The organism is Actinosynnema sp. CS-041913, from assembly GCF_050942485.1.
Lineage (GTDB): Bacteria > Actinomycetota > Actinomycetes > Mycobacteriales > Pseudonocardiaceae > Actinosynnema.
Genome location: NZ_CP192037.1, coordinates 6006278 through 6018422 on the forward strand (window position 1 = coordinate 6006278; position 12145 = coordinate 6018422).

At 69.4% G+C, this 12145-nt stretch carries 5 protein-coding genes; 1 reads left to right on the top strand and 4 read right to left on the bottom strand.

Going from position 1 to position 12145, the window contains the following annotated elements; genetic code table 11:
- Nucleotides 1–3: 3 nt before the first annotated feature.
- Both ACQPZF_RS27080 and ACQPZF_RS27085 read right to left on the bottom strand, forming a co-directional pair.
- Complete coding sequence (locus ACQPZF_RS27080) at nucleotides 4–4260, bottom strand: DUF6603 domain-containing protein (protein ID WP_433261532.1); 4257 nt, start codon at nucleotides 4258–4260, stop codon at nucleotides 4–6.
- Between the two features lie 31 nt (nucleotides 4261–4291).
- Nucleotides 4292–6013, bottom strand: a complete 1722-nt coding sequence (locus ACQPZF_RS27085; protein ID WP_433261534.1) for a hypothetical protein — start codon at nucleotides 6011–6013, stop codon at nucleotides 4292–4294.
- A gap of 300 nt (nucleotides 6014–6313) precedes the next feature.
- On the opposite strand from ACQPZF_RS27085, the gene ACQPZF_RS27090 reads away from it, so the two are divergent.
- Entirely contained in the window at nucleotides 6314–7348 is a 1035-nt protein-coding gene (locus ACQPZF_RS27090) for a hypothetical protein (RefSeq protein ID WP_433261536.1), read from the top strand.
- Nucleotides 7349–7449: 101 nt separating this feature from the next.
- Here the strand turns inward: ACQPZF_RS27090 and ACQPZF_RS27095 are convergent, their stop codons facing one another.
- Both ACQPZF_RS27095 and ACQPZF_RS27100 read right to left on the bottom strand, forming a co-directional pair.
- Entirely contained in the window at nucleotides 7450–9348 is a 1899-nt protein-coding gene (locus ACQPZF_RS27095; RefSeq protein WP_433261538.1) for a hypothetical protein, read from the bottom strand.
- Between the two features lie 54 nt (nucleotides 9349–9402).
- Complete coding sequence (locus ACQPZF_RS27100; protein ID WP_433261540.1) at nucleotides 9403–12042, bottom strand: NACHT domain-containing protein; 2640 nt, start codon at nucleotides 12040–12042, stop codon at nucleotides 9403–9405.
- Nucleotides 12043–12145 lie beyond the last annotated feature (103 nt).

A 12145-nucleotide genomic window follows, 5' to 3' on the forward strand; every position in this document is an offset into this window, starting at 1 on the left:
GTCTCACCTCGGGGCGGTCGTGGTCAGCGGCTTGTCGGTGAAGGCGGTGGCCGCCACCTCGGCGTAGTGGGTGAGCGGGCCGTCGGCGCCCGGGCCGAGACCCATCGCCGACAGCGCCTCGTGGACGGCGGTCCGCCTGGCCGCCGTCGCCGTGATCCCGGTGATCTCGGTGATGCTGTCCGGGTCCTCCCGCGGGGCGGGTCCTCTCGGCTCGGGGTCCTGTCCGGGCAGTCGCGCGGGCTCCAGCGCGTCCACGTCGAACGCCTCGGCGTCGATCGGTCCGAGCGCGGGCGCGAGGTCGGGCGGCGGGACGGCGAACCGGAGCCCGGTCAGACAGTCCGGCACCTGGGGGTCCTCGGTGAGCGCGTCACCCGGCCTGTCCAGCAGGTCACCCCACATCGCGCGGGGCAGGCCCTGGACGACCGCGGTGACGCTCCAGCCGTAGTCCTGCGGGTCGAACGGCTTGTCGCCGAGCCGGATGGTGACGACGTGCTCGCTGGTGGCGCCGGTCAGCCGCATCGGCCGGATGTTCACCGACGTCGCCTCGGCACGGTCGAACTCGGTGCAGTTGAGGACGATCCTGGTGGAGGGCAGGTTGGTGAGCGTGGCCAGGCTGAACCCGTCGGAGGAGACCAGGATGGGCTTCTTCTCGGCGGCGCGCAGCGCCTTCTCCTCCTGGTCGACGTCGGCGAGCAGCCCGGACTCCGGGACGATCGCGATCGGCGACGGCAACTGGGTGCTGAACTCGTCCCAGTCGACCGCGGGGGCGCTGTTCCGCGACGCGCCGATGCCGATGGTGAAGGAGATGAACCAGACCTTGACGTGCACGGTGCCGCCGATGGGCGGCCCCCACAGCGACAGCCGGACGCCGACCTCCAGCGAGACTCGAACCCGAACGAACAGCACCTTCACGGTGGCCGCGACCCCGACGGACACACCCATGTCCAGGTCGAAGTAGAACGGCTTCCACTGCACCAGCACGTCGAGCCACGCGGTGTACCACGCCTCAAGCCGGATGCCGTGGCCGCGGTCGTAGCGGGCCTCCAGCCTGCCGCCGGCCATGAACGCGCCGTCGGTGACGGCCGCGTACACCTCGCCCCGGATCGACACGTCGCCGCGCTTCCACTCCCAGCCCACCCTCGGCGGGCGCGGGTAGTAGGGGGGCACGACGAACTTCGGGTGGTAGCCGCCCAGGGTGAACACGAACCCCCGGCCGCCGCCCACGGCCGTGGTGTCGGTGCCCCAGATGTAGAGGGACAGGCCGCCGGTCAGCCGCGCGTCGGGGTCCAGCACGTAGGAGCCGGGGGCGATCAGGACGTCCATGTAGAAGAGGTGGTGGGCTTCCCGGTAGCCCATGGCCATGTCGACCACGACCCTGGCCAGCGGTCGTCCGCCGGACCTGTTCCTGGGCAGGTCGACCGTGGCCCGCGCCAGCAGCATCACGTTCCACTCACGGCCGCCCTCCACGAGCAGCAGCGCGCGGGCCTCCAGGAAGCGGAACGAGGTGAACTCCAGCCCGCCGGCGCCCCAGTACTGGCCCTCCTTCGGGGTGATCCACCCGTCGGGGCCGACCAGCCGTTCCAGCGCGGCCGACGGGTCGCCGTCCTCGGACAGCCGCTGAACCAGCGGGAACTCGCCCACCTGGTCGATGGTCGGGGTGCGCACGGTCGAGTTCACGCCGAACCCGAGCGCCACCGAGGTGACGGTGAAGGCCGGCACCCCGAACAGCCCGACCCCGTTGCGGCTGCCGATCTCGCCGAACAGGAACAACGAGGTCCAGCCGTCGTGGCCGCGCGCGTAGCTGCCGACGGCCTCCAACGCGAAAAACCCGGTCTCGACGCTGAGGCGGCCGGTGAACCACTCGCGATAGGCGGGGTCCTCGCGGCGCTCCATCATCCCGGACAGCTTCACCGGCGGCTTGTCCATCAGCACGCCCGCGCCGCCCAGAACCGGCCGCACCCCGAACGAGCCGTCAATGCCGATCCCCAGTCCCAACAGGACGAACCGGACGGGGCCCAGCGCCAGCTCCGCGTCGAGCACGACGTGCGCCGCGCCGGCGGCGTAGGACAGCGCGATGCGGTGGAACCGGGCGGGCCCCAGTGCCAGGTCGAGCTGCCTCGCGGTGGAACTGTCGTTCGCGAGCACCGCGCCGCCGGTGGGAATCGGCAGCGCGAGCGGGTCCTGCGCCACACCCCCGAGGCTGTGGTCGAGGGTCACCTCCAGCCCGCGCGGCAGCCCGGCGGCGGGCAGCTCGGGCACCCTGGTCCGGTCGACGAGGTCCTCGGCGGGAGCGAGCGCCGCGACGACGTCGGCCACCTGCTCGGGCGTCCACGCCGTGGCGGCGTACCGGAACCCGAGGCCGGTGAGCACCAGGTCGTGGTCCGCCGGCACCGCGCTGCCGACCACGGGCAGGTCCGAGGCCCGCACCTCCAGCGCACCGCGCACGACGACCGCGCGGGCCCGGGCCTGCCCGGTGCCGGTGACCGCGCCGAGCACCCCGATCCGCTCACCCGCCACGGCGAGCGCGAACGTGCCCGTGGCGGGCGCGCAGGCGATCGTCACCCCCTCGACGCCGGGCCAGTCCAGCGCCGCCAGGTGGTCGCGGACCTCCTCGACACCGGGCCCGAGCACCCCGAGCAGGTCGAGGACGTCCACACCCGCCCCGGGATCGGCATGCCAGGACGCGGTCAGCACGGTGCCGTCCGGGTCGGTGTCCAGGGTGAGCCGGTAGTCCATCCACGCGGGCTCCTCCGCGGTCCCGCCCGAGGGCAGGGTCAGCTCGCCTTCCGCGCCGCCGACCCACGTGCCGCCCTTCTTCGCGAACCGCACCCGCACCCGCACCGACCCGGACAGGTCACCGACGGGGAACTCGCCGTCCAACGTGAGTGCGAAGCTCTTGGCCGCCGGGTCGAAGGTGGCGGTGGCGCCGTGCAGGACCAGTCCGGCTAGCGACGCGGGCAGGGGGATCCCCCAGGTGTCGTGCAGCCAGTCGGCGACCTCGGCGAGGTCGAGGTCGGCGCCGCCGGTGCCCGCGGCCATCGACCAGCCGCCCGCGGCCGTGCGGCGTGCCTCCAACCGCAGGGGCAGGTTCCCGATGGGCAGCGACGCGCCGATCACGATGTCGTCGACCGCGCCGCGGTGCCCCGTCAGCTCCAGGGTCAGCCCGTCGGCGGTGAGGCCGTCGAAGAAGCCCCAGTCGGTGTCGAGTCCGCAGGACAGGCTGTAGTCCAGGTCCCGGAGCCGGACGACGGCGGACAGGTGCGACAAGTGCACGCCATCGGGGATTCCGCTGCCCGCGAGCCGGTCACCGATCAGCTCTCCGGTCTCGGGCGGGTCCTCCAGGTCTGCGGTGAGCACCAGGCTCGGCAGGTGCACGGTGGCGGACATCCGGTTGCCCAGGACGGTCGCCGTCGCGCCGAGCTCGGCGGTGACGACGTAGCCCGCGGCCACCCCCTCGCCGAGGTCGGGATCGTCGTGCCCGACCGCGAACTCGGCCCACACCTCGTCCAGCACCACCACGCCGGGGATCAGCTCGTTGCCCGCCCCCACCAGCGCGGCGCGGACCCGCGCCCAGCGGATGCCGTGCGCGTCGACCCGCACCAGCACGTCGAGGCCGGTGATCGCGCTCGCCGCCGGGATCTCCTCCGGCAGCACCAGTTCTCCCGGCCCGACCGGGTCGAAGCCGGGCACGCCGACGAGGTCGGCGGTGCCGGGCAGGGTCAGCTCGGGCCCGAACGCGCCGAACAGCTCGTACCCGCTGTCGAGCCCCTCGCCCCGGACCACCAGGCACACGGCCTGGCCCGCCAGCGGGAAGGTCACCCCGGCCGCGACCCACGAGGACGGCAGCTCGCCGCCGGGGGCGACGCCGACGCCGAGCAGCACCACCGCCGAGTCGAACCCGCACTCCCGCAGGAAGTCCAGATCCACCCGCAGGAAGGGCACCTCCACCGACCACCCGGTCAACGGGGCGGCCACCTGGAGGCCGGCGACGTGCTCGTCCTCGTCCGCCAGGAAGGTGATCGCCACGCCGCCGAGCGTGCCGAGTTCGCCGAGCTCGACCTCGCCGGTGAGGGTCAGTGAGTCCTCGTCGAAGGTGAACCCGGCTCGCACGACCAGATCGGCCCCGCCGAGGTAGGTGTCGAAGAACTCGCGCGCGTGCTGCAACCCGAGCAGGTCGAACGACAGGGTGAGCGGGGAAGAGGACTCCTCCGCCTCGCCGATCTTCTCCAGCAGGTCGGACACGGGCAGGGCAGCGGACATCGGGCGCTCCCAGGGGTCGTCGGACGGCCGGTCAGGGCTTGGGCGCAGGCGGCAGCGGGGCGGCGGTGGCACGGCGGAGGAGCTCGTTGCCCCGGCTGTCCACGGGTGTGCCGGGATGGGCGTCCACGTCCTCAACGACCTTGGCGGCCCGCTCGCGCACCTGCTGCGGCACCGTGCCCGCCTCGACCGTGACGGTCCGGATCGGTTGTCCCGTCACGCAATCGGTGACCGGGGTGTCGCCAGGCTTCCAGCCGCTCGCGGCGGCGGGGGCAGGGTTGCCGGACTCCCAGGCGTTCAGCGCCGCGACGTACTCGTCGAGGTGGGCGACCGAGTCCGGGTCCTCCGGCTTCGAGGTGGCCCCCGCGAGGGCGGTGCGCAGCGCGGTGTAGGGGGCTTGGCCGGTGAAGGTCTCGTTGGGCAGGTCGGCGCGCTTGAGCGGCAGGTACAGGTGGCGGTGCAGGTGCGCCTCGACCTTGCCGGGAGCCGTCTGCTTGGACAGCGTGGGCGCGTAGGACATCCGCGTCGGCAGCCCCAGCTGTCGGGCCAGGACGACCTCGTTGACGTCGCGGGTGCACAGGCGGAGCTGCCTGACCAGCTTGGCGGCGGTGAGCGCGGCGGCCGTGGCCTTGTCCTTCGGCTTGGCGCGCAGCAGCTTCTCCAAGCGCTGGACCTCGCCGCTGGCGGCATCGTCGCTGCCGCGTTCGGCCACCGTCGGCCGGATGCGGCGGAGGTCGACCACGACGTGGACGCCGTGGAACCACGCCGTGGTCAGGTCCGCGCCGTGGGTCTTGGTCTCCTCCAGGTTCACGATCGGCTTCTGGAAGACCACGTCCCCCTCCGGCTTCTCCTGCACGGGCATGACCGGGGCGAGCGCCTGGCTCGCGAGCACGAGGAGTTCGTCGTACAGCTCGACCATGTCGTCGATCCGGTCCCGCTGCCCCTTGGGGAGCTTGTCGTAGGCGGCGGCGTTCGCCGGGTCGAGCCAGGCGATGAGCAGGTTCACATCCAGCCCGGTCTCGGCCGTGAACAGGGCTGCGGCGAACGCCTCCGGGCCCCCGGTCCTGGCCTTCTGCACATGCCTGCCTCGGCTGAGGCTCCCCGACAGCATGTGCACTGCGTGCACCAATTCGTGCCCGAGGATCAGTTCGGGGGCGATGGCAAGGCGGTCGACCAGCACCCCGTTGCGCGGTCCGAACACGACGGTCGGCGCGGCCCCCAACCCGGCATGCGCGCTGACGGACCCGTCGGGCAAGACATGGCAGTGGTCCTCGAACGTCTCATCCTGGAGGATCACCACGTTGATGGAGACCTCGCGCTGCGGCGCGGCCGCAGTGACCGCTTTCCAACGACGTGGATTGATCCCGAACTTCGAGTCATCCGGCCCGTAGTCCCACGCCAGGGACGTGCTGCGCCGTCGGGGCAGCGGGAAGCCGGATGCGAAGAACCCGATGAGCCTGCGCCCCGCGTCGGTGGTCTCCAGCCGGCGCACCAGGTGCTCGACCTCGTCGACATACTCGGCGAGCCCCAGCGCGGGCCGCTCGGGAGCGTACCCCCACCCCATCTCCCGCAGCCTTCGTCCGGTCACCTGGGTGTCACCGGACACCGCCACGCCGGGACGGATCTCGACAGCGGACAGCTTGATCCCGTGGTCCCAGTCGATCAGGACGCTCCGGCGGCAGAAGGGCACTTTCGCCTTGCTCCCGCCCCCACCCGCGATCAGGCCGCTCCCGCTTCCTCCTACGGGCACCAGCACACAAGACTCCTTCCCCTCGGACGCCGTCCAAGGGTTCGGCGTGGTCCGCCATCAAGTCTTGCCTGCTGAAGCTCGCCAACAAGTCCAGTGACGGCGCTTCACCCCGACGTGCGCCGGATTCGACGGATCGATTCAGAGCTTCGGCAAGCGGTAGCCGATCACCACCCCCGCTCGTGGACCGATCGCACACGGACGGTGGCGGCACACCCATGCCGACCGCCACGCACAGTCGACCGCCACGAGGTGCTCAACCCGGAGACCACTGCCTGGTTGACGTGGGGTCGGGCCAGCCGCCACGGCGTGACCTACCAGTCCCAGCGCTTCGACTTCGTCGCGGCAGGGATCCCTGCGGTCAACCGGCTGGCGCGGCCCGCGGTGCGCGATCTCGGTCTCGCCGACTGGGTGCAGGCCAAGAGCCGCGAGCACGGCCTGGAGGTCCGCGTCAGCGATGCCGGGCAGCGCAGCGCGCTGCTGGCACGGATGCTGGGCGGCCGACGACAGTTCCTCGACCTGTTTGCGGGGCCGTTTCTGGGCGCCTTGCACGGCATGCGCCCGACGAGCGCGACCAGCAGTCATGCCTACCCGCACCGGGATGGTGTTGCGCTGTCCAGCGAGCAGGGTGTGTTGACCTTCGGTGGGCTGTGTGCGCGCATGCCCGACACGTCGCGTGAGCAGGCGCGGGCCTTGGCGGATACCGCGTTGCGCGCGGGGGTGCTGCGCCGCGGCCTGGTGCTGGGGTGTGCGGTGTGCGAGGAGGTGCAGTTCCAGCCGCTGGAGCGTCTGGGGCAGACCTGGACCTGTCTGCGCTGCGGTGCCACCGGTCAGCTGGACTTGGCGGCGTGGCGGATGCCGGTCGACGTACCGACGTGGTTCTACGACCTGCACCCCGTCGCCCGTCATTTCCTGCGTGACCACGGTGAGGTCTCGGTGCTGTTGTCCGCACATCTGGCTTCGCAGACTCCGAGGCTGCCCAAGGCTGTGTTCCAGGACGTCGAGGAACTGGAGTTCGCTCTTCAGGGCACGCCGAGGGTCGAGGTCGACCTGATCACTTACAACGACGATATCCTCACCGTCGCGGAGTGCAAGAGCACCGACCACCTCGCCGGAGGCAAGGCTAAGGGTCAGGCGGAGGTGGCCAAGAAGTGCCAGGCGGTTGAGTGGCTTCAAGCAGACCGCTTGCTGTTCGCCACCACCGCACTCACGTGGTCTGAGGCGACACGCAACGTGATCCGCGGTGGCGTGGCGACATATCCGTGGGGACCGCTCGGAGCCCCCGAGGTTCGCCTAGTCACCGGCCTGGGCACGCCTGAAGTCCTCGATGAACGGCTGCTGTGAACCGGCCGTTCCATACAGCTGCGGGTGCTACCTCGTCCGTTGGAGCTGGTCCCTCCAGGTGTGAGAGCTCCGATCGGTGTGTGGTGATCTTCCAGGTGGGATCAGCCGGACAGTTCGCTCCTTCCGCTGGGTGTAGCTCTCGGGATTGTGAGGATGGCGGGGAAGGTACGCTTTCCGGTTCCTTCCCGGATCTGCTTGGCTTGCTCTTCTAGGATTTCGGTCAGCTGTTCCGGTGAGTTCAGTCTCGTAGCTGCTCGTTTCGGGTTCGGGTCGTCGGAGGTCCAGTGCTCCAGGTCGTACCAGCCGACCAGGTAGATGCCGACGTCGGTGTTTTTCGCTGCCAGGTAGCGCATCAGTTGGTCTTGTTGGGCCGTCGGAACTGCTTCGTGCCAGTTGCCCTTGATCTCGATGGGCACGCTGATCGTCTCGATGCTCTCAAGCCATGAGGAGGTGGCCGTTGCCTCGACGAGGATGTCGGGACGTTCGCCGGAATCGCCTTCGTCGGTCGGCCTGATCATGACCTCGCGGTTGACGATGATGCCGCGGAGTTGCAGTCTGAGCAGCAGTTCGTGGGCGATGTAGGCCGAGAGCGCTCCTTCGCGTTTGGGGCGCCACAGACGATGTTGCTTGCTTTTTCCTGTTGTTTCGTCAAGTTCCGATACGCGTTCGCAGTCCCAGAGCAGGTTCGAGTGGGTATGCAGGTCGCGTTGGATGTCGGCGATGGTGTCGATGAGGACTTCGGCGAGTTCGACGGCCGTGCGGACAACTCGTCGGTGTGGGTCGGCGAGGAGGGTGGTGACTTGGTCGTGTGTGAGCAGCATGGCTGCGGCTGCTTGGGCTTGGCGCCGTGCGTTGATCAACGCGGCCCGAAGCGTGCGATCTTCCGGGAACCGGTCGACGATCTTGCGGACGCTGCGGACCGACTCGGTGGTGCCTCGGCGGGACAGCAGGGTCAGCGTCCTTTTGCGCCATTCGTGAACCGCCTGGTCACCTGTGACGTAGAAGTCTGCGGTCAGGTCAGCCTCGGTGTCGGGAGGGCAGGTGTCGGCCAGCCAGAGGTAGACCTGAGCCAGTTCGGTGTCGGACAACGTCTCGATGATCGAATCGCTCGTGATCCGGTTCGCGCACGCCTGGGCGAGGTCCTGCGCGAATTGAGGTGATTCTGTCAGTTTCGGGCGGATGATCGGCCATGCGGTGGCTGCGTCTGAGGACAGCAGGACCCCGCCGGCTGCGACGCCTACGGGATGCGAGGTCTCGCTGTCTTGGACGGTGTCCAACGCCTGGGTGACCAGTTGGACGGCTCGGGCGTCTCCGGCAATCAGGGGGTGGCGCAGGAGGTCCTGCCAGGTTCGGAGAGCGGCATCGCGAGCTTGTTGGGTCGGAGGCAAGGTGATGCGGTCGGCTTGGTCCATGGCGGATGACGGGGACGGTGAGGCGTCGCTCGACTGGGGCGTGGTGTCGATGGCCTGTCTGCTCAGCGCCGTGTGAAGTTCCTCCGCGAGGGTGACGAGAAGATGGTGTGCGGCCGGTGGGAGTGCCGAGGCGAGGTGGCTCAGCGCCCACGGTTGCTGGCCGTCGTTGCAGGCGCGACGAACCAGTTGCTGGAGAGCGTCGCCGAGTTGAGTCGGTGCGCGAACCGCCATCTGGCTGAGCAACTTGCGGCAGGCAGTGCCCTCTTTGGCCACACCTAGTCGGTGTGCCTTATCGATGACGGCACCCACCCAGGCACTCCACGGGACGTCCAGGTCGTCGAGTCGGCCGGTGTTGCGCAGGAACAGCAGTGCGGCGTAGCCCGCTTCGGCCTTGCGGTTGGTCAGCCGGGCGCCGAGCCAGGTGTCGCGGTCGTCGTTCTCGGTGAGCAGATAGTGGCGGGCGGCGAGGTGGAAGGCGTGATCGAACTCGTCTTCGGACCACAGGCTCGCGCCCGCATGGCGACGTACATCGTAGGTGTCGCTGACGTCGGGTCGCCCGGTTAGCGGGTCGGCGCGTAGGTCGTGCACGAGGCGATGGAAAGCGGTGGTGTCGCCTTCCGCGGCCTCGCGCAGGCGCTGGCGTTACATCTGAGCGAACTCGGTGGCGTGTTCCCACTTTTTCGGTCCGCGCAAGCTGCGCTTCATGTTCTTCGCGCGCCGACTGTCCAGCTCGACGCCTTCGTACATCCACTTGATGTTTGTCCACTCAGGCGTGTCGCGGAGAGTGTAGGCGCGCTCGAACGTTGCGGGGTTGTACAGGTCGGCGATGGCGGTCGCCAGGACTCGCAAAGCCGCTGCGTGTGCTGGGGCACCTTGGGTGTGGTGGTGATCTGCGCGGTCCATCGCCCAGGTGAAGTCTTGGTCGTCGAGCAGGTGTGTCCGGTCGCCACGCTGTGTTCCGATCGGGGCGAGGGTGTCGCGGTATGAAGGGGTGCGTCGCCACTCGTGGGCGATCATGAGGGCGAGTGCCAGTTCGAGGTCGCCTGTGCGCTTGACGATCTCCAGCACCATGGCTTCGGCCAGCGCGTGCCGCAGTTCTCTGCTTCCGCCGTCCTCGATGCCGTCGTTGTGCACGAGGTCGAGCCCGACGGGGAGCGTCGGCCGGAACTCGACTCGGATGAGATCGGTGAACAGGTCCGCCAACGCCGGAACATGCAGATGCGCATCGGAGGAAACCGACACGCGGTCGGTGATCGGCGCGAGGACCTCCTCCAGCGTCGTTTCGCGCGAGAGCCCGTGGTTCGGTGCGCCCGTGACGTCGACCAGGTCGCCCTCGTCGGACAGGCCCGCGACCTTGCGTGCCAGCTGACGTGCGGTGTTCAGCAGGGCCGGGACATCGGCATCGGCGACCGCACGCGGGAACTGGCCCAACTGCCACCGGTACACGCCTTGCGGTCTTTGCTGCACGGGTCGGCCGTGCGGTAGCACCTCTGCGAGGTCCGCGTGCTCAGGCCACAGCAAGGACAACAGGACACCGACGAGTTCGTCGTGCTCCTGGTCGCGATCGTCGGACACGTCCTGGAGGGTGCCGAGCAGTGCTCGCAGCCGTGGCGCTGCGACGGTGACAGCGGTCTCCATGGCGACATCCGCAGCGGTTGTACGCAGCAGGATGGGCAGCTGCGAGTTCTCCGCCAACCGCAGGAGCAGGTCGGTCACAGTCTCATCGGGGCAGTCGCGTGCCAGGTGCAGGGCGACAGTCACCTCGGCGTGGTTCCACTCTTCCGCCGGATCGATGTTGGACGTGTCGAGGACGACGCGGAGTTGGTCGGCGAGGCCCGGATGCGCCAGGTGCCAACGTGTGCCTCGCCAAGACCATTGGGACAGTTCGACCTCGGCGGCGCGGCGCAGCAGCTCGTCGGTCATCAAAGCCCGCGTATCATGATCGGTGATGACGGCGCTGTGCGCCACGAGACCTTGAGGATCGGCGCGGGCCAGCCAGCGGTGCTGAGTCGGAGCGTGCGCCAGGAGCCATGCGGCGGTCTCACGCAAGTGGATCGGGATGCTGACGGTGTCCTCGTCAGGGGCTGCGACCAGGAACAAACCGGCCAGCTGGCGGCGCACACCGCTGCCGCCTTGGTCGGCCCGAATCGCGAGATGTCGGGCTGCGAGGTATGCGGCGAACGACGAGTGGGCGAACGCCCTACGGTGCGGGCCGCTTCGGGAGAACAACGCCGTTCGAAGGGTCTGAGCGACAGCAGCGGGCGTGACGTCGAAGCTTCCGCCCGCGATTTCGGTTCCTCCGGCCAGCACGCCCTCGGTGAGATCGTGTGCATCTGCCAGCGCGTACTCACCGGTCCAGATCGCCCGCTGGCCGGAGAGTACGAGACGTGCGGCGATGCGGCCGGCGATCTCCACGCGCTGCGGCACACTGGTGATCGGCGCCCAGGTCCGGGCACGTTCGCGATCGTGTTCGTCGGCCAGGTGCCCGACGCCCAGGGCGAATAGACCGAGCGCTCCCTGGGTCAGCGATTGGGTGTTCTGGCGGTAGGCACCAAGCAGTATCGCCAACGTCAGCGGGACGCTGGCAAGCGTGCCGGCGCCGTTGGCGACAACAGCCTTCACGAACGCCTGCGCGTCCACACCGTCGAAGCTTGCGGCCAGAGTGGTGACATCGGCCCGGGTCAATGGGGCGAGGTCAGCGACTATGCACCCGCCCAGCGCCTGCTTGAGCACCGCGGTCAGTGATTCCGGGTAGTCGGCTGTGCGGCAGGCGATCAGCAGCCGCAGAAACCGCACGTCCTTATCCTTGAGCGCTTGGTGCAGGCGTCGAGGCAGGTTCCGGAGGAACGGGCTCTCGTCGAGCTGGTCCAACACGATCGTCAGTGGGTGTGGCTCCAGGTCCGACCCGCTGGAGGGTAGGGCGGCCAGGTGCTCGCCGACGGTCTCCCGAAACGTCGTAGGGTCGCTCAACTCGGAGCCGGTCACCCAGACCGTGCCAGGCTGACCTGGATCGGGTGGCGGGGTGTCGGGGTCGGCGCCGGTCACCAGCGACAGCGTCGTGGTCTTGCCCGCGCCGGGCTCGCCCAGCAGAACCAGTGCGCCGCTGTCGGCTGCCTCATCGGGGCGGATCAGAAGTTGTGAGACCGAGCGAGCCGCGTGGCTGTCCGGCGCAGGCAGGAAACCGTCCTCGTCGAGGTCGAATGGCGGATCGCCATCCTCTGACTCGTCCCGGACCCGTACCCAACGGGGGACAGGTGCATCGAACTTCAACTTGCTCGGCACGACACCATGATCGCTGCTCGCCCGCATACCGCTACACGACACGGCTGGCTGCATCCCTGTCAGCATGAATCGAGGCCGTCGTCGAGTGTCGAGCCAGACCCTG

Excerpts from the sequence above, each read along its gene's own strand:
- ACQPZF_RS27080 (WP_433261532.1), bottom strand. The coding sequence starts at position 4,260 with ATGTCCGCTGCCCTGCCCGTGTCCGACCTGCTGGAGAAGATCGGCGAG.